This window comes from Glutamicibacter sp. AGC46 (assembly GCF_053543715.1).
In genome coordinates, this window is sequence record NZ_JBLVOJ010000025.1 from 128878 (window position 1) to 147993 (window position 19116).

The 19116-nt window shown below is 57.6% G+C and carries 13 protein-coding genes and 4 tRNA genes; 14 read left to right on the forward strand and 3 right to left on the reverse strand.

All coding sequences use genetic code 11. The features are described from left to right. Positions 1–27: 27 nt before the first annotated feature. A complete protein-coding gene (gene pepN, locus ACNPM8_RS15585; RefSeq protein ID WP_105659201.1) occupies positions 28–2583 on the reverse strand; it encodes an aminopeptidase N in 2556 nt (851 codons plus the stop codon). Between the two features lie 289 nt (positions 2584–2872). Here pepN and ACNPM8_RS15590 point away from each other — a divergent pair, with 289 nt between their 5' ends. From ACNPM8_RS15590 to ACNPM8_RS15640, 11 genes are all read left to right on the forward strand, one after another. After that, positions 2873–3346 (forward strand): ribose-5-phosphate isomerase, encoded by a 474-nt coding sequence (locus tag ACNPM8_RS15590; protein ID WP_105659202.1) that lies wholly within the window; start codon positions 2873–2875, stop codon positions 3344–3346. A 2-nt stretch (positions 3347–3348) separates the two neighbouring features. Further along, on the forward strand, positions 3349–4317 hold the full coding sequence (locus tag ACNPM8_RS15595) for an Fpg/Nei family DNA glycosylase (protein ID WP_105659203.1): 969 nt from the start codon (positions 3349–3351) through the stop codon (positions 4315–4317). 186 nt (positions 4318–4503) lie between these two features. Beyond that, positions 4504–4577 (forward strand) — tRNA-Gly (locus ACNPM8_RS15600). Between the two features lie 812 nt (positions 4578–5389). Further along, positions 5390–5464, forward strand: a tRNA-Pro gene (locus ACNPM8_RS15605). 142 nt (positions 5465–5606) lie between these two features. After that, positions 5607–5681, forward strand: a tRNA-Pro gene (locus ACNPM8_RS15610). A gap of 157 nt (positions 5682–5838) precedes the next feature. Further along, positions 5839–5913, forward strand: a tRNA-Pro gene (locus ACNPM8_RS15615). 87 nt (positions 5914–6000) lie between these two features. Next, positions 6001–7332: a trigger factor gene (gene tig, locus ACNPM8_RS15620; protein ID WP_105658461.1), complete on the forward strand. Its 1332-nt coding sequence runs from the start codon at positions 6001–6003 to the stop codon at positions 7330–7332. A 223-nt stretch (positions 7333–7555) separates the two neighbouring features. Continuing rightward, positions 7556–8179, forward strand: coding sequence for an ATP-dependent Clp protease proteolytic subunit (locus tag ACNPM8_RS15625; protein WP_286134321.1), 624 nt, complete (start codon positions 7556–7558; stop codon positions 8177–8179). A gap of 47 nt (positions 8180–8226) precedes the next feature. Next, positions 8227–8886, forward strand: coding sequence for an ATP-dependent Clp protease proteolytic subunit (locus ACNPM8_RS15630; protein WP_105658463.1), 660 nt, complete (start codon positions 8227–8229; stop codon positions 8884–8886). 167 nt (positions 8887–9053) lie between these two features. After that, positions 9054–10346, forward strand: coding sequence for an ATP-dependent Clp protease ATP-binding subunit ClpX (gene clpX / locus ACNPM8_RS15635; RefSeq protein WP_105658464.1), 1293 nt, complete (start codon positions 9054–9056; stop codon positions 10344–10346). Between the two features lie 40 nt (positions 10347–10386). Next, complete coding sequence (locus ACNPM8_RS15640) at positions 10387–10995, forward strand: mycothiol-dependent nitroreductase Rv2466c family protein (RefSeq protein ID WP_448940161.1); 609 nt, start codon at positions 10387–10389, stop codon at positions 10993–10995. A 105-nt stretch (positions 10996–11100) separates the two neighbouring features. Here ACNPM8_RS15640 and ACNPM8_RS15645 read toward each other — a convergent pair whose 3' ends face one another. Next, entirely contained in the window at positions 11101–12300 is a 1200-nt protein-coding gene (locus ACNPM8_RS15645) for an IS1249 family transposase (RefSeq protein ID WP_448940162.1), read from the reverse strand. 96 nt (positions 12301–12396) lie between these two features. Here ACNPM8_RS15645 and ACNPM8_RS15650 point away from each other — a divergent pair, with 96 nt between their 5' ends. The 3 genes from ACNPM8_RS15650 to ACNPM8_RS15660 all read left to right on the forward strand — a co-directional run bounded on the left by ACNPM8_RS15650 (position 12397) and on the right by ACNPM8_RS15660 (position 16024). Further along, positions 12397–13824 carry an IS3 family transposase gene (locus ACNPM8_RS15650; RefSeq protein WP_448940163.1) on the forward strand — a complete coding sequence of 476 codons (1428 nt, stop codon included), beginning with the start codon at positions 12397–12399 and terminating at the stop codon, positions 13822–13824. Positions 13825–14751: 927 nt separating this feature from the next. Next, a complete protein-coding gene (locus tag ACNPM8_RS15655; protein WP_448940164.1) occupies positions 14752–15759 on the forward strand; it encodes a trypsin-like serine peptidase in 1008 nt (335 codons plus the stop codon). A gap of 70 nt (positions 15760–15829) precedes the next feature. Further along, the gene (locus ACNPM8_RS15660; protein WP_448940165.1) at positions 15830–16024 is read left to right on the forward strand and encodes a hypothetical protein; all 195 of its coding nucleotides are present in this window, start codon (positions 15830–15832) and stop codon (positions 16022–16024) included. Between the two features lie 56 nt (positions 16025–16080). On the opposite strand, the gene valS is transcribed toward ACNPM8_RS15660, so the two are convergent. Then, complete coding sequence (valS, locus tag ACNPM8_RS15665) at positions 16081–18702, reverse strand: valine--tRNA ligase (protein WP_448940166.1); 2622 nt, start codon at positions 18700–18702, stop codon at positions 16081–16083. Positions 18703–19116: the final 414 nt, after the last annotated feature.

Sequence of the window (19116 nt, forward strand, 5' to 3'; positions counted from 1 at the left end):
GAAGCCGCCGCCACCATCCGAGCGACCCTAGATTTCTAGTGCCTCGGCGTCCGCCCGACGCGCAGCGAGAGCCCGGACCACGTCGGCACGCGATTCCACCAGCAGACGGCGCATCGCCGCGTGCTTGGATCCCAGGGATTCCAGGAATGCATCCGTCTGGTCCAAAGTTTCCTGCGAGACGTTGGAGCTGGGGTAGAAGCCGATCACAATCTGCTTGGCCATCTCATGCGAGTAGGATTCCCACGCGTTGACGAGCAGCCCGAAGTAGTCCTCGGCGTATCCGGAGATCAAGGCGTTCTGGTGCACGTTGTTGAAACCGGAAATGACGGCGCTTTGCTGATCGTTGGACAAGGTAGCAGCGGTTGCCGCCCCGAATGCCTCTGCCTTTGCTTCTGCAGTTGGGCGGGAAGCTCGCGCGGTGTACCACGACGCCTTGCCCTTGGCCGTGTCGTCGCTGGCCAGAACTGCGTCGAGATCAGCATCGCTCAGGTAGCCGCCGGCACTCAGCGCGATTGCGAAGGACCAGCGCAAATCGGTGTCAACGGCCAGGCCTGGCAAGCTTGCCGAGCCGTCGAACAAGTTCCTGACGCGATCCAACTGGGCGGCGGCGCGCGAGCGGTGCGCGAAGGCCTTGACGAACTGCAGCTGCGCGTCGGAGCCTGCTTCAGCATTGGAAGCCAGCTGCCACAGCTGGTCGGCAGCCTGCACCGAAAGTTCTTCGCTGCGTTCTGCAGCAACAAAAAGATCCAGCGAGGTGTTCAGCTGGCGCAACAGCACCATGATCACCGTGGAATCCACCTCGTGGCCAATATTGTTCAGCAGCAACTGGACGTAGGTGCTTGCAGGGGCTTCGGCATCACGTACAGAGTCCCACGCGGCTGACCAAACAAGAGTGCGCGGCAGCGACTCCTGGAAGTCCTTCAGATGCTCGGTGGCAGTCGCCAAGGAAACTTCATCCAGGCGGATCTTCGCGTAGGTCAGGTCATCGTCATTGAGCAGAACCAAATCCGGGCGCTTCATGCCGGCCAGCGCGGGAACGAAGGTGAGCTCGCCATCGATATCAAGTTCTTCGCGGTGCACGCGCTGCAGCGTTCCGGCCTCATCGAGCGAGTAGAAGCCAACAGCAAGTCGGTGCTGGCGCAAAGTCGGGAACTGGGCAACGGCGGACTGGCGAATGGCAAAGGACGTAATAGCACCGTCATTGCCGGTTTCAATTTCGGCTTTGAGGGTGTTCACACCAGCGGTTTCCAGCCAGGATGCGCCCCAGCCGCTGAGATCGCGGCCGCTGGCGGCTTCCAGTTCCTTGAGCAGGTCTGGCAGCTCGGTGTTCTTCCAGGCATGCTTGGCGAAGTACTCGCGTACGCCAGCCATGAATTCTTCCTGGCCTACGAAAGCTACCAGCTGGCGCAGAACGCTGGCCCCCTTGGCATAGGTGATTCCATCGAAGTTGACCTCTACGTCTTCAAGGTCATTGATCTCCGCGACAATGGGGTGGGTGGAAGGCAACTGGTCCTGGCGGTAGGCCCAGTTCTTCTCCAACGTATTGAAGGTGGTCCAAGCGCTGGTGAACTCGGTGTTCTGCGCGGCCGCCAGAGTGGACATGAATTCTGCGAAGGACTCATTGAGCCACAGATCGTTCCACCACTTCATGGTGACCAGGTCACCGAACCACATGTGTGCCAGCTCATGCAGGATGGTGATCGCGCGGCGCTCAATCATGGCACCGGTTGGACGGGAACGGAAGATGTATTCCTCGAGGAAGGTCACCGCTCCAGCGTTTTCCATGGCGCCTGCGTTGAATTCGGGAACGAACAACTGATCGTACTTCTCGAATGGGTATGGGGTGCCGAAGTTCTTCTCGTAGAATTCGAAACCCTGACGGGTCACGGTGACGATGTTCTCGACGTCCAGGTACTGCATCATGGATGCGCGGGCGAAGACACCCAGCTCGATGGTGCGGCCGCTGGAGGAAACCAGCGAATCGCGGGCGACCTGGTAGGGGCCTGCGATCAGGGCAGTGATGTAGCACGAGATCCGCTGGGTTGGGGCAAAGGCCCAAGTTGCTGAATTCCCGTTTTCCTCTGGCGCAGGAGTCGGGGCGTTGGAAACAACGTTCCAGTATTTTGGCGCGGTGACCGAGAACTGGAAGGTGGCCTTCAAATCAGGCTGCTCGAAGACGGCGAACATGCGCCGGCAGTCCGCGACCTCGAACTGGGTGTACAAGTAGACTTCCTGGTCCACTGGGTCTACGAATCGATGCAGGCCTTCGCCGGTGTTCATGTACAGCGCGTCCGCGTCGATCACGAGTAGGTTTTCTGCGGCGAGGTTCGGCAACTGGATACGGATGCCATCTGAATGCTGCGCTGGGTCCAGCTCGACGCCATTGAGATTGATGGAGCGTACCGAGTCGGTGACTGCATCAATGAATGTCGAAGCGCCGGCGGTGGCGGAGAACCGCACCGTAGTCTTGGAAGTGAAGACGCGCTCACCGCGAGTAAGATCCAGGCTTACCTCATAGCTGTCAACGTTGAGCAGATTTGCGCGTTCGCTGGCCTCGGCGCGAGTGAGGTTCATTCCTGGCATGGGTTCTCCAATTCTTGGCGATGGCTATCCACCGGTGGAAGTTGTGAAATGAATATTGAATATCTGTCTATTGTGTCACCTTTGACCGGGCATTGCGCAAGTCATCGGGCCGAACAATTTACTCAATTTTCCAATAGCGTCCCGAAATTGCACGCTTTGGGACGCCTCGGAGACTTATTCGGTTCATACTCCGTGATGCGCAGCTGAGAAGTAGCCGGAGCGCGTGCCGCGGTCGCTATCCTAGATAGGAAAGTAAAAGAACCCTCCCTAGTAAATGAGGCAATCGACTATGCGCGTGCATATCGCTACTGACCATGCAGGACTTGAGCTCAGCGACTACCTGGTAAAGCACCTGACCGCCAAGGGCTACGAAATGGTCAACCACGGCCCGAAGTCCTATGACCCGGAGGATGATTACCCGGCATTCTGCATCAACGCGGCACAAGCTGTTGTTGATGACCAGCGCGCGGGCGTGGACGCACTGGGTATCGTCTTGGGCGGCTCCGGCAACGGCGAACAAATTGCTGCCAACAAGGTCGAAGGGATTCGCGCCGCACTGGCGTGGAACATGGATACCGCGAAATTGGCCCGTGAGCACAACAACGCCAACGTCATAGCCGTTGGCGGGCGCCAGCACTCAGTAGAAGAAGCTGCGGAACTTATCGAGGCCTTCCTCGCTGAACCATTTAGCGAAGCGGAGCGCCACGTACGCCGCATCGGCAAGATCGCCACGTATGAAACGACCGGCGAGGTCATCGACTAGTCGTGCCTGAAGGTCATTCCCTTCACCGACTTGCCCGCCAGTTCGACGATGTCTTTGGCGGGCAAACGGTCCTGGTTACTTCTCCGCAGGGCCGTTTCAGCTCCGATGCCGCGCGCATCGACGGCCATCAGCTGGAACAGGCCTTTGCCAAGGGCAAGCAGCTCTTCTGCCGCTTTTCCAACGATCTCTATCTGCGAGTGCATCTGGGGCTCTATGGCGCGTTCAATTTCGGGGGAGACAGCTACTTTACGGGTGCTTCCTCGATTGGCGCCCCTCGGAAGATTGGTGAAATCGAAGCCAGTGCCAGTACGGATGCTGAGAAGTACACCGGCCCGCCCGCACCGGTAGGAGCAGTTAGAGCGCGGATCGTTTCCGAACACGGCTGGGCTGATTTGCGCGGGCCAACTGCATGCGAGGTTCTGGAATACGAACAGGTCCAGATTCATCTGGATAAGCTCGGCCCGGATCCATTGATTGGGTCCGCAGTGCGTTTCAGGGCAGCCAAAGGCCAGGCTGATTTAGCGGACGCAGATATTCGGCTTGAAGCGGGCTTCAAGGAATTCCGGGCGAACCTGATGAAGACCAAGACAGCCATTGGCATCGTGCTCATGAACCAGGCGCTCATTTCTGGTGTCGGCAATATCTACCGAGCGGAAGCCCTATTCCGGAATCGAATCGCTCCGGAATTGCCGGCGAATGAACTCAGTGCTCAAAAGGCCAAATCACTTTGGTGGGACATCGTATCGGTAATGGAAGACGGCGTTCGCGATGGCAAGATCATCACTACCTTGCCCGAAGACCGCGACCCACAGGGCGTGGTTTGGCCCGATAACGCGTACTACGTTTATCAGCGGCAGGGAATGGGGTGCCGGAAATGTTCGGCGCAGATTTCCCTGGCCGAAATCGCGGCTCGCAAGCTGTACTGGTGCCCTCGTTGCCAGAAGCTTCCGCGCAAACATGTGAAGGCATAAGCTGCAGATTCGTCGATGGGACGAGCGGAGTTCTTTTCGTTCAGGCTCGTCGGCGTGTTTTGCTAACCATCACCGTACGGCAGTGATAAGGGAGAGGTGCCAAGTGAGACATGGAATCCCCGATTTGCAAAGCAAGAGTTTTATGGTCTAGACTGAATCTTGTTCGAAGCGCAGAAGCTTCGAAATGGGGATGTAGCTTAGTGGTAAAGCCTTAGTCTTCCAAACTAATGATGCGGGTTCGATTCCCGTCATCCCCTCCAAATGAAAAGGTCTCGCCGTGCGGGGCCTTTTCGCGTATCTGGACGAAGGCCGCTCTTTTCCTGGCCTCCTCTGCGTAGTGCAGCCATTTCGGGTCACTGCAGAAATGAGGCTCCGATAATGTTTGCGGCTTCCATTTTTTTCTGCTCCTGGACGTCAAATCGCATTCTTATGCATCGGCGGGGAGCGTTTTTCCCAGGCCCCTTCACTTCGTCAGCGGCGGAGAAGAGTCGTCGCCGAACGTCGCTAATTGATTCGATGAGCCTCGCGTTCCGGGGTGCAGCTTCGGGAATTGGCGATTTCCCGCTTTCAAATATGCCAAACTCGCACCCTCCTCACGCCTGCCTGGGAGCTGTTGGCATGGCGTCAGGTTTGCAAGCGTGACGCTTGGTTTCGACCGGGGTTTAGTCCAGCAGCCACGGATTATGTGCCGGGTCGCCGAGCAAAGCAACAGTCGCTGCTTGAACACCTGGAAAAAATAATCGGCCGCATCTGGGTCCCAGTCAATGCTTCAAAGGAGAATGGGTGGTTCTTGTCTTCCAGTCGGCCGGCGGCACTGGTGTTGCGGTCGTTCGAAAATCCACCTGTAATTCAACTCACGAAAAAGCGAGTTTTGGCTAAATTCTGGCTTGTGAAACGAGGAAAACCGCTAAATCATGCGGATGTCTTTCTGCAACATGCAAAATCCTCGATTTTGCTTTTGGTCCGAACCCGTGTAACTTAGTTTCTTGTGATCAGCACGGGAAACAAAACATTCCCGGACCGATTGCAAAACGGTTAGTCCAGATGAAACAAGCTTTCTTCTGAACTTTACCGGGGTGTAGCTCAGCTTGGCTAGAGCGCGCGCTTTGGGAGCGTGAGGTCGCAGGTTCGAATCCTGTCACCCCGACTTTATGGCTGAAGCAATTCAGCCGTAGAATTGAGAACTGAGAGATCAGTCCTCGTGAGTGGCGGAAATTGAAAAATTCTCGGTATTCAAGCAAAACGGTTAGTTGGAGCAAAGCATCGCTTGATGCGGCTTCCTGGCTAATCGGGGTGTAGCTCAGCTTGGCTAGAGCGCGCGCTTTGGGAGCGTGAGGTCGCAGGTTCGAATCCTGTCACCCCGACTTTACGAGTGAAAAATCTTCGGATTCAGCTCGTGAAATTTGAGAGCTAAATATAATTTAGATCTTGTGATCACTAAGAACCGTAAAAAGTAACTAGTAAGCATCACAAACGATTAGTGGATACAGGATAACTCGGGTTAGACTGTTCACTGCTAATCGGGGTGTAGCTCAGCTTGGCTAGAGCGCGCGCTTTGGGAGCGTGAGGTCGCAGGTTCGAATCCTGTCACCCCGACTCTGTCGAACAACCCCGCAACGCCACCATGTTGCGGGGTTTTTTGCAGATTAGACCTAATATTAGACAACTCAGGAGTACAACGCTGTGAAGAGCGCCGTCGAAAACGTCAACCCGACCCGGGTTAAGCTGACCGTTGAAGTTCCTTACGAGGAACTGAAGCCCCGCGTCGATGAGGCGTACAAGACCATCGCTCAGCAGATTCAGATCCCAGGCTTCCGCAAGGGCAAAGTTCCTGCAAAGATGATCGACCAGCGCGTCGGTCGCGGCCATGTCATCGAGACTGCCGTCAACGAAGGTCTGAACGAGTACTACCAGAAGGCAATGGTTGAGAACGAACTCACCCCGCTGTCCCGCCCAGAGGTAGACATCACCGAATTGCCATCCCTCGAAAAGGAAGGCGAAGGCCAGCTGGTCTTCACCCTCGAGGTAGACGTACGTCCGAAGGTTGAACTTCCGGACTACAAGGGCATCGAAGTTTCTGTTGAGGCCAAGGAAGTTGCTGACGAGGACATCGAGAAGGCTCTCGACGATCTGCGCGGCCGCTTCGGCACCCTGAAGGAAGTTGAAGCTCCAGCAGCTGCAGACTCCTTCGTGACCATCGACCTGACCGCTGCTGTAGAAGGCGAAGAAGTCGACTCCGCACAGGGCCTGTCCTACCAGATCGGTTCCGGCAACATGCTTGAGGGCATGGACGAGGCTGTTACCGGCCTGTCTGCCGGCGAAGACGCAACCTTCGAGACCACCCTGGCTGGCGGCGAGCACGCCGGCAAGACCGCAACCGTCAAGGTTGTCGTCAACGCTGTGAAGCAGCGCGAACTGCCAGAAGCTAACGATGACTTCGCTCAGCTGGCTTCGGAATTCGACACCATCGCCGAGCTGCGCGAGAACCTGTCGAAGGACGCTGCAGAGGGCAAGGTTGTCGAGCAGGGCGTAGAGGCTCGCGAGCTGGTTCTGGACAAGCTGGTTGAACTGGTTGAGGTTCCTGTTCCTGCATCGGTTATCGATGAGCAGATCGAGCAGCACTTCAACGCACCAGACGCTGAAGCAGACCACGACACCGAAGAGCACCGCGCAGAGGTTCGCGAGAACACCGAGCGTGCTTTCAAGAACGAGATCATCCTCGACGCTGTTGCAGATGCTGAAGAAGTTGGCGTCGAGCAGTCCGAGCTGATCGACTACATCGTTCAGACCGCAGGCCAGTACGGCATGGAGCCAAACCAGTTTGCACAGATGCTGGACGGCGCAGGCCAGGTTCCAATGCTCATGGGCGAAGTTCGCCGCCGCAAGGCACTTGCAAAGGTTCTCGAGTTCGCTAAGGTTACCGATTCCAACGGTGCCGCAGTTGACCTGACCTCCTTCGTCAAGCCAGCCGGTGAAGAAGAAGCTGCTGAGGTTGAGGCCGAAGAGGCCAAGTAGTCTTCACTAAACTCTGATGGCCATCGGCCGCTTGTTCAAAACAAGCCGCCGATGGCCATTTTTGTTCGCTGCGGGCGTGCATCATGCGCCGTGAGCGAAACAGGGGCATGAAACGGCCCAAGAATGGCTTGAAGTAAGTAATCTCAAAGTAACCAGTTGTAGCTATGGGATTAGAAACAGAGATTCCAGAAACTGATCTACACGTTTGGAAGAGGTAGAGAACATGTCAAATGATTCGCGCACTCCCACTATGGCAGCCGCAGAGCCGGCCGGCCGTGATGACTACATCTACAACCGCCTGCTCAAGGAGCGCATCATCTGGCTGGGCTCCGACGTCCGCGACGACAATGCGAATGCCATTTGCTCGCAGTTGCTGCTGCTCTCGGCAGAGGATCCTGAGAAGGACATCTACCTGTACATCAACTCGCCAGGTGGATCGATCACCGCTGGCATGGCCATTTACGACACCATGAACTTCATCCCGAATGACGTCGTGACCGTAGCAACCGGTCTGGCCGCATCGATGGGCCAGTTCCTGCTGTCCTCGGGCACCCCGGGCAAGCGTTTCGCTACGCCGAACGCCCGCATCCTGATGCACCAGCCATCGGGCGGCATCGGCGGTACCGCCTCTGATATCAAGATCCAGGCTGAACTGATCATGCACATGAAGAAGGTCATGAGCGAGTTGACTGCAGAACAGACCGGTCAGACCGTGGAGCAGATCCTCATCGACAACCAGCGTGATAAGTGGTTCACCGCAGAAGATGGCTTGAAGTACGGCTTCTTCGATCAGATCGCAACCCACGCAGGCTCGGTCAACGGTTTCGTAGGCGACGACAACAAATAGTCGCACCGCATCGCTTGATACCCAAAGATTTGTCCTAGGAGAAAACCATGAACTTCAATCCGGAAGCCGTTAGCGGTCAGATGCCGTCGGCCCGCTACATCCTGCCACAGTTCGAAGAGCGCACCCCATACGGCTTCAAGCGCCAGGACCCATACGCAAAGCTATTCGAAGATCGCATCATCTTCCTCGGCGCCCAGGTTGATGACGCATCGGCCGATGACGTGATGGCCCAGCTGCTGGTCCTGGAATCCATGGACCCTGAGCGCGACGTTACCCTGTACATCAATTCGCCAGGTGGTTCCTTCACCGCGATGACTGCAATCTACGACACGATTCAGTTCATCCGCCCAGAGGTCCAGACCGTGTGCCTTGGCCAGGCGGCGTCCGCAGCAGCAGTACTGCTCGCAGCTGGTACCCCGGGCAAGCGTTTGGCCCTGCCTAACGCGCGCGTATTGATCCACCAGCCAGCAATGGGTGGCGGGGAACGCGGCACCGCGACTGACCTGCAGATCCAGGCCGAGGAAGTTATGCGCATGCGCAGCTGGCTGGAAGAGACCATTGCCTCCCACTCCGGCCAGGACGTTGAGAAGGTGCGCGGCGACGTGGAGCGTGACTTGTTCATGACTGCTAGCGAAGCCAAGGTGTACGGCATCGTAGACGAGGTATTGACTCCTCGTAAGCTGAACCGTGCTCAGCTGGGAAGCTAGCGCATACTTGGAATAATCCATGATGAATGGCGGTTTACCTAGTTGTTGGTCTGTCCAAAGGCAGACGGCACAACACAGGTAAACCGCCATATTCATCTAATTTGGGGGACTACTAGCCTAGAATTGAGTAAGTCCACAGCTACTCAAGTAAACGGGAGAATGGTGCGATGGGACGCATGGGTGAAGGCTCGGATCTGTTGAAATGCTCTTTCTGCGGGAAGAGCCAGAAGCAGGTTAAGAAGCTAATTGCAGGCCATGGTGTCTACATTTGTACTGAATGCATCGAACTCTGCAACGAAATCATCGCTGAAGAGTTCGCCGAAGAGCAGGTGCACGAAGAGTTCTCCTTGGCTAAGCCACGCGAGATCTTCAACTCGCTGCAGGAATACGTCATCGGCCAGGAGAACGCCAAGCGTGCTCTCTCGGTCGCTGTCTATAACCACTACAAGCGTATCCACGGCAACCAGGACCACGGTCCTGTTGCGGCGCTGACTAACGATGACCCGCTGGATGATGTGGAAGTCTCGAAGTCCAACATCATGCTTATTGGTCCTACCGGATGCGGTAAGACGTACCTGGCGCAGTCGCTGGCGAAGAAGCTGAATGTTCCTTTCGCTGTCGCCGACGCTACAAGCCTGACTGAAGCAGGCTACGTGGGTGAAGATGTGGAAAATATTCTCCTCAAGCTGCTTCAGGCTGCCGACTATGACGTCAAGAAGGCCGAGACCGGCATCATCTATATCGACGAGATCGACAAGATTTCCCGCAAGAGCGAGAACCCTTCGATCACCCGGGACGTTTCCGGTGAAGGCGTCCAGCAGGCGCTTCTGAAGATCCTTGAAGGCACTGTCGCTGCGGTGCCGCCCCAGGGTGGCCGCAAGCACCCTCATCAGGATTTCATTCAGCTCGACACCACCAATATCCTGTTCATCGTTGCTGGCGCCTTTGCCGGACTGGAAGAAATTATTTCTTCACGGGCAGGGCAGAAGGGCATCGGTTTTGGTGCTCCGCTGAAAGCGCTGAAGTCGGAGACCGCTTCCTACTCGGATGTTCGGCCGGAAGACTTGCTCAAGTTCGGCCTGATTCCAGAATTCATTGGTCGCCTGCCGGTGATCACCACGGTGGAGCATCTGGATAAGGACGCGCTAGTGCGCGTACTGACCGAACCAAAGAACGCACTTCTCAAGCAGTACCAGAAGATGTTCCAGATGGATGGCGTGGCTTTGAGCTTCGACCAGTCGGCACTGGAAGCAATCGCAGAACAGGCTATTGCGCGTGAGACCGGCGCGCGTGGTTTGCGGTCGATTCTTGAGGAAACCCTTGGCGGCGTAATGTTCGACCTTCCAAGCCGCGACGATGTTGCCGAGGTGGTCATTACTCGGGCAACCGTCATTGACCGTGAAGATCCCACGTTGCTCTCTCACGCGATGGTGGCCAAGCGCGATATGAAGTCCGCCTAGCCGTATTCAAAAATTCTCTTCGGAAGAAAGTTGGTAGTTCATGGCTGAACGTCAGCAAGTTGATTTTTGGTTCGATCCTATCTGCCCGTTCGCTTGGGCGACGAGCCGCTGGATCAAGGAAGTGGAGAAGGTCCGCGACATCGACGTGAACTGGAACGTCATGAGCCTCTCGATGCTTAACGAAGGCCGCGACCTTCCAGCTGACTACCGCGCCAAGATGGACATCTCATGGGGGCCGGTGCGGGTGGTCACGCGTGCTGCCCAGGAACACGGCGAGGGAGTCAAGGACAGCTTGTACACCGCCATGGGTGAACTGTTCCATTACGAGAAGATCGAAGATCGTGATGAAGTCATCGCCAAGGCGCTGCAGAAGGCGGGATTGGCAGCGGAACTCGCTGAAGCTGCGCATACCGATGCCAACGATGACGTACTGCGCACGAGCCACGAGGCAGGCATCAACTTGGTGGGGCAGGATGTAGGCACGCCAATCGTCGCCGTTGATGGCGTTGCTTTCTTCGGTCCGGTCATTACCCGTATTCCGACTGGGGAAGATGCAGGAAAGATGTTTGACGCTGCGGCGCAGCTCGCATCCTTCCCGTACTTCTTCGAAATGAAGCGCACTCGTACCGAAAGCCCGGTTTTTGACTAAGCGGGAATTTTCTGTTCCAAGGACGTTGTCTCATTGCGGGCTATAGGCAATAAAGTGTGTCTGACCCGGGCGTGTTCCCGGGCCAGACAACCTTAAAACCCTGCTCTAGTAGATATTCCTCATCCACCCACTGCGAATGAATTGCCCATCCTCAGTGCTGGCGCCAGTGCCATAAAGCTCCGGGCCGATTGGTGCTTCATCAACCATGTGCTGCGCCTTCTTCTTCGCTTCGGGAGTGTAATGCTCCGGGCGCAACAGTGTCCGCAAGGCCGGGCGGTTCCCGTCATCCGCATGCGTCCAGCAGAACCACTCGCACGCCCGCCGGCGATGCTCAATGGGCATCCCTCGGTGATAGAAAATCATGCCCCGGATGCCGGAGTTCACCGCACCTTCAATCATGTTCGTCGTCGCGTTGATCCCCAAGCCGTTCAGATCTGTATCCAGGTAGGTGAACAGGTGCCCGCGTCGCAGGGCGTTATTCATCGACTCATAGGCGCTGCGTAGCCGATCGTGGGTGTACCACCACTTGCGGTTGCGTCGCAGGCCCCGCGGCCAGGCACCGGACCAGTCAGCAGCGTAGGTGCGTTCATTGATCAGCTCGTGGTTTTCGGCATGCCACGCAGCGAAGGCGGCAATCCATTCTGCTGCGGCTTCCTGCGTCCGGATTTTCGTGAGTTTCAGGCTCAATCGACGTAACGACTTCCCTGCAGGCAAACGCGGATTCAGGGTCAGGTAGGTGCGCACGTTGCGCTGGATATGCACCAAGCAGCGTTGAATTTTCACGTTCGGCCAGAACTCTTTGAGCGCTTTCATCAGGCCTGATCCGCCGTCGGTCACCACGACTTTCGGTTCGGGGAAATGCTGCAGCAACACGGTCCAGGCCTCGGCTTTTTCGCGGTCGCACCACTGCCATCCGATGACACGTCCGTGAGCGATGGCGATCAGCAGGCACCAGCCGTGGCGCAGATAGATGCCGTCGACTTGGATCTCGTCGAAGACTTCGCCGGTGTGATGCACGTAGGGGTGCACGTTCCAGCACCAAGCGGTCTGATGCCGGAAGGTGCGGCCGGTTCCGCCGCCGAATTCGGCTTGGGAATGTTTGCTCATCAGCCAGGTGACGAAGCCGGTGAGTTGGTTGCGGGCGGTGGTGTCTTCGCGTTTGAAAACGGTGCTGGCATTGCAGGTGATGCAGCGCCAGCGCTGGGTTCCTTTCGAGGTGGTTCCGTTTTTCTTCAGTCGGGAATGACAGATAATACAAGTATGGGATTGTCCAGTAAGCTTCACACTTATGGATTCAATACCCATGTGAACCTTGATCCTGCCCCGACTTTCCGGGGCAGGATCAGGTTTTCAGTGGACTGACCCCTAAAAGTTGGACACTTCAAAAGGAAGTGGAAAACTATGGGAACATCGCCCAGCAGACGCCTCGTCGACAAAGACAAGCAACGAAGAAAGCTCCTTGGGAAAGTTCAACGCGGCTCATCGATTTCTGACGCAGCTCGTCTGACAGGATGCGGCTACGAAACGGCCAGACGTTGGGTCCGAGACGCAGAACGACTCGGCTTTGACGAAGCGATGAAGCCGCGGACCAGTCCGAAAAAATGGTCCCAGAACCTCAAACGCGAAGTCGCCGCCGCATTCATGAACGGCACTCCCGCCGCAGACCTAGTCAAGACCTACCGCCTGCCGTACGGTAACTACCCAGAGATGTGGGCCAAAAGCTTGGGGCTGGAGGACGGGATGGAAGCGGAAGACCTTGCCTTGCGAGCTGCGAATAAAGCACTTGCGGCGTGGGAGCACGGAGACCAGTTCTGGCGAGAATGGATCACGAGAATGCGCAAGTATTTCGACCAGGCCCAGACCGTAGCAGCCAACGATGCCGAGCGAGTGCGCCTGCTGCAAATGCAGGCAGACATTCTAGAAAAATGTTTCGCCTTGAGGTCCTTGGAGAACGACCCGACAAGGGTTTTGGACACAATCGTGACTGACCTCAAGGCGACCTACTCCATTAAGTCCCTAGTCACCGCGGTCGGGATTCCACGGGCCTCATACTACTGGCGATCGCAGCATAGCGCCGAACAACAGACGCGGGATCAAGAGATCTGCGCACGGATCCAGGACGCCTACGAGGAAAGCTACCACGCGTACGGCTACCGGCGGATGACGCTCTGCCTGAGTCAAGGACTTGACCAGAAACCACCGATACTGGTGAATCACAAGAAAATAGCACGCTTGATGAACCTGTTGAATCTGCGCGGGGCGACACCGACGAAGCGCCGATACAATTCGTTTGCCGGCCCTGACCCGGACAGTGTCAATCGTTTGGACCGTAAATTCCACACCGACGAACCTGGTGAGGTTCTGGTGACCGACATCAGCATGTTCAGCGTCGGCGCACATCGTGTCTTCCTGTCTCCACTACTGGATCTGTTCAACAACGAAGTGATTGCCTGGAGAATCGAGACCATGGCCAATGGAGAGATGGCCAATGGGATGCTGCGTGAGGGTTTGGAAAAGCTGCCGAAAGGGGCCGCCCCCTTGGTGCATACAGATCAGGGACGGCAGTACACTTCCCGGGGTTGGAAAGACATTTTGACGGCGTATGACGCCGTGCAGTCCATGAGCCGAGTTGGGAATTGCCATGACAATGCGCCAGCTGAGTCATTTTTCGGCCGAGTGAAAACTGAATTCGGTCGAGGTGAAAACTACTCAAGCGTGCACTCATTCGTGAACGCACTTGATCGCTACATACGTTGGTGGAACAACAGCAGAATTGTTCAGCGGCTGGGCACTAGTCCGGTGCGTTACGCTGAACTCAAGGCAGCATAAACGATGTCTAACTTTTAGGGTTCAGTCCACAGACACACTTTATTGCCTATAGCCCCTCATTGCGAGGCAGCGTCCTTGGTTTTTAATCAGCGAAGGCGCTTGGCATGGAGGGCCGTGTGTTCGCCCTCCGATGCCACTAATCCACGGGACGATTGGCTATCCGCCGACGGAGGAAGTCGCGCTATCAAGGTGCCGATCCGCATGGGCCGGGCCAGTATTCTGTGCATCCGCCATTCGTTGCATCGGTGCTTCACCTTCTCGTCGGATCGCGGAGCACGCGGTTCATATTGGCCGGGGACGGTTCCACAGTCCAATTGGTGCGTCGTTCGAACCTCCGTTTCTTAGGCTCGGATGATGACTCATGAGTCCAGGGCAACAGCGCGCGGTGGGCGGACAGTACATGCTGCCTTCGCAGAGTGCGCAGGAGCGTCAGCGGATCGCAAGGCAAGTCGTGGAGGTAGGCCATCGACGTCGGCAACCGGCAATATCGGGTGTCGAATAAGTCCAGTTTTAAAGCCTAATTAATGCATATTTTTTCGTACAGGGCAGACATCGCGAAGCCGGGAAAAGTATCTGTTACCGAAGCTTCTATTTCATATATTCAGACACGCTGCTCTGGTCTCGCGCGGCAAGGCCGGACTCTGGGCGTGTGATTCGGCTCACTGGTATTTAGGGGCTGGTTTGAAATCACCAGAAATGCACGGGCTCATTCGAAGGGGAGTCGTGGCGCCGGGGAATCGATTGAAAGTATCTGTTTCAAAACTATTTCGCTTCACAACTTGGTGGCCGTTGCAGGTCGGTGACGCGGCGGGCGGAGGAAAATATTCCTGTAGAAAATGCTTGAAGTGTGTGTTTGACTGTTTCCCACGAGTGCAACAGCACCCCCATCGATAGTGGCAAAGAAGCCACTGGACAAGGAGTTAAATCGTGCAGATTCGTTCTCTAATTACGGATTCATCCAAGGGCAAGGGGCGCCGCAAGCTGGCAAGCGCCGCGGTTCTTGCAGGCGCGCTGATGCTCGGCGGGGCACCGATGGCCTCGGCAGCGCCGACGACCACTGGTGGCGACGTAGAGTCAATCACGATCTCGGAACAGAAGGCTGACGCAGCGGTATCCTACTGGACCGCGGATCGGATGAAAGCCGCAAAGAACGCAGATTCACTCGTAGCTGGCAAGTCGGGTTCGGCTGCCAAGGTTGAATCCGGCAAGCCGGCCAAGGTCGCCGGTCATGGCGCGCAGGCGGCAGCCGGAAAGCAGGCCCAAACGAAGGGTGGCAAGACTCGCGCTACCCAGGAAACACCGGTTTCGCACATCGGCAAGGTGTTCTTCACTCTCGGCGGATCAGACTACGTGTGCTCTGGCAACGCTGTCGTCTCCGCCAACGAGTCGACGGTCTCCACCGCTGGCCACTGCCTGAATGAAGGACCCGGTTCATTCGCAACCCGTTGGGTCTTCGTTCCAGCCTATGAAAACGGCAAAGCACCCTACGGTTCCTTCGCAGCGACCGAGCTGGTGGCACCGACTGAATGGTCAAATGGCGGGGATATCACCTATGACACAGGCTTCGCCGTGGTCAGCTCCAGCGGTGGTGCGTCCTTGACTGATGCCGTTGGCGCTTCGGGGGTCGCCTTCAACCAGGCGCGCGGAGAGTACTACACTGCTTACGGCTACCCAGCTGCTTCGCCATTCAACGGCGAGACCTTGCAATCGTGCAGCGGATACTCCAGCGACGATCCGTTTGGCCAGTCCCAGTCCCAGGGCATTCCATGCAACATGACCGGCGGCTCGTCCGGTGGCCCATGGTTCCTGGGGAGCGGATCGAACGGCTACCAGAACTCTGTGAACAGCTTCGGCTACAGCTCGGTGCGCAACACCATGTTCGGACCGTACTGGGGCTCGGTGATCCAGCAGGCATACCAGAGCGCGCAGAACTAAGCACTAATAACCCAGCAGCTGGACATCGATGGGGATCCAGCTGCTGGCTGCAAGTAGATGGGAAGAGAAGATGACCGACGGAAATTCGCCAGCTGCCGGGTCAGAAGGCCCGGTCCAGAAGCATCGTCTTGAGTCCAGCGCGGAAGACCAACTGGAACACTTCACCGGCGAACGTCGACGCGCGGCTCGGCCCATGGAGAAAACCGTCCAGTCTCCACCCGAGACGGATGACCCTGATGCGGGGGAGGAGCAAGGGCAGAAATAGCAAAACCGGTTGCCATCCCGATGACGGGATGGCAACCGGTTTTTCTGGTTCAACTGCTATTCGGTTTCTTCAGCCGGAGCCAATTCAACGTTGGTGACAGTCATTTCACCGTCGGCTTCAACCAGGGTCAGCTCACGGGCGTTCGCCGCGGACTTCAAGTCCTCGAATCCTGCCTTGAGCTGCGCAACCTGAGACGCTGGAGCGTGGATCTCGCCCGAGAGCACTTCGGTACGCTGCTTGACCTTCGCATCGGACTTGGCCTTGCGGATGCCCGAGAGAGCGACGCCAACCAGTGGCAGTACCGCCGGGTCGGAGCCCTCCACTGCAGCGGACAAGTGCCCGGTGCTTGGCCACTGGGTCAGGTGCACCGACCCGGTGCGCCACCAACCCCAAACCTCTTCGGTAGCGAATGGCAGGAATGGCGCGAAGAGCCGCAGCACGGAATCAAGGGTGGTGGCCAGGGTAGCCAGAACCGACGCCTGCTCGGCTTCGCCGTGGCCGCCGTAGGCGCGGTCCTTGACCAATTCGACGTAGTCGTCGGTGAACGACCAGAAGAACGACTCGGTGATATCCAGCGCGCGAGCATAGTCGTAGTTGTCGAAAGCGCGCTGGGCGTCTTCGATAACGGTCGACAGGCGAGCGAGCAGCGAACGATCCAGCCCGTTGGTGACTACCGAAGCGTCATCGGTCAAGACGTTGGCGTCGGTCGCGCCCAAGTTCAGCACGAACTTCGAGGCGTTGAGGATCTTGATGGCCAGGCGGCGACCGATCTTCATCTGGTTGATTTCATACGCGGTATCGGCACCCAGCTTGGCACTGGCCGCCCAGTAGCGTACGGCGTCCGCGCCGAACTTATCCAGGACTTCGTTAGGTACAACCACGTTGCCCTTGGACTTGGACATCTTCTTGCGGTCCGGATCCAGGATCCAGCCCGAAATCGCAGCGTGCTTCCACGGAGCGTTGCCGTGCAGGGAATCTGCGCGAACCGCGGTGGAGAACAGCCAAGTACGGATGATGTCGTGGCCCTGCGGGCGCAGGTCGAAGGGGTAGACCTTCGAGAAGAACTCGTCGTCACGGCCCCAACGGCCAGCGATTTGCGGGGTCAGCGAGCTGGTTGCCCAGGTGTCCAGGACATCGGCATCGCCAATGAAGCCGTTAGCGGAGCCGCGCTGGTCCTCGGTGTAGCCGGTCGGCGCGTCTGCTGCCGGGTCAACCGGAAGCTGGTCGATGGTCGGCAACAGCGGCGCATCGTAGTTCGGTTCGCCGTGCTCGTTGACCTGGTACCACACTGGCACTGGTACGCCGAAGAAGCGCTGGCGGGAAACGAGCCAGTCGCCGTTCAGGCCCGAAACCCAGTTTTCGTAGCGCGAGCGCATGAACGACGGGTGGAAATCAATTTCCTGGCCGCGTGCGATCATCTGGTTGCGGCGTTCTTCATCACGGCCGCCGTTGCGGATGTACCACTGGCGCGAGGTTACGATTTCCAGCGGCTTGTCGCCCTTTTCGAAGAAGTTCACCGGACGGGAAATCTTCTTCGGCTCGCCATCAAGCAGGCCCGCGTCGGAAAGCATCTCGACGACGGTTTCCTTGGCGGAGAACACGGTCTTTGCCGAAATCTGGGCGTACGCTTCCTTGCCGGCCTCGGTGGCGATCCACTCGGGGGTGTCTGCAAGGATGCGGCCGTCGCGTCCAATGATCGGACGGGTTGGCAGCTGCAGTTCGCGCCACCAGGTCACGTCGGTCAAGTCGCCAAACGTGCACACCATGGCAATGCCAGAACCCTTGTCGGCCTGGGCCAATGGGTGCGGGTGGACGGTGACGGGAACTCCGAAGATCGGCGAGGTCACGGTCTTGCCGAACAAGTGCTGGTAGCGCTCGTCATCCGGGTGGGCCACTAGCGCGGCGCAAGCAGCGAGCAGTTCCGGGCGGGTGGTCTCGATGAAGACCTGCTCGCCGTTTTCAGCGTCGAATGCATAACGGTAGTAGGCGCCGGGCATTTCCCGGTCTTCGAGTTCGGCCTGGGCCACTGCGGTACGGAAGGTCACGTCCCACAGGGTTGGAGCTTCAGCCATGTAGGCGTCGCCCTTTGCCAGGTTGTCCAGGAAGGCGCGCTGCGAAGTTGCACGCGAATTGTCGTCGATCGTGCGGTAGGTCATGCGCCAGTCCACCGAAAGGCCCAGGGTGGTGAACAGCTGCTCGAAGACCTTTTCGTCTTCGACCGCCAGCTCTTCACAGATCTCGATGAAGTTCTTGCGGCTGATGACATCCCAGTCGCGCTGGTTCTTCGCAGGCTTTTCCGGTGGACGGTAGCCCTCGATGTAAGGCTTGGTCGGGTCGCAACGGACGCCGAAGTAGTTCTGCACGCGGCGCTCGGTAGGCAAGCCGTTGTCATCCCAACCAAGTGGGTAGAACACGTTCTTGCCGATCATGCGCTGGTAGCGAGCCAACACGTCGGTCTGCGTGTACGAGAACATGTGTCCTACGTGCAGCGAACCCGAAGCGGTTGGCGGGGGAGTGTCGATGGAGTACACGGCTTCGCGAGTCGTGTCCTCATTGAAGTGATAGGTGCCCTCGGTGCGCCACCGGGACGAAAGACGTTCTTCCAAGCCTTCCAAAGCGGGCTTGTCAGGAACGGAAACCGTTGCGGGCGTGTCTGTGCCCAAGTTTTCTTCTGCCATACGTCTATTCTTCCATGTTTTGCCCGGCGCACAGTCATTGTTGCCCATGGCTTGCACCACGCCGCTGTCCAGCCGGGACCAGCTGGATCAAAAGCCTGTGCCGGACCGGCGGCCCTTGGCTCAGCCGTCCTGCCGCGAACGCCGAATCGCCTTGTCGCCCGCACCAGCGGCACGGTGCACCCGGGCATAGCAGCGCCGTCTGGCGTTGGCGCATTCCTGCATGGCTCCGCTTACGCAAGATATTCCCTCCGATTGCATTCCTCCGGCAGCCGCGCCAGCTGCACGTTGCCGCCGCGCAGTAGGCGCAGGCGGGACAGCATCGGCCATGGCCCTGGCGGCACCGCCGACGCGCGCCGCCCTGGATTCCAGGCCCTGGCCCGGAAGAAAATCTTGCCGCATGAAATGTAAGAGAAA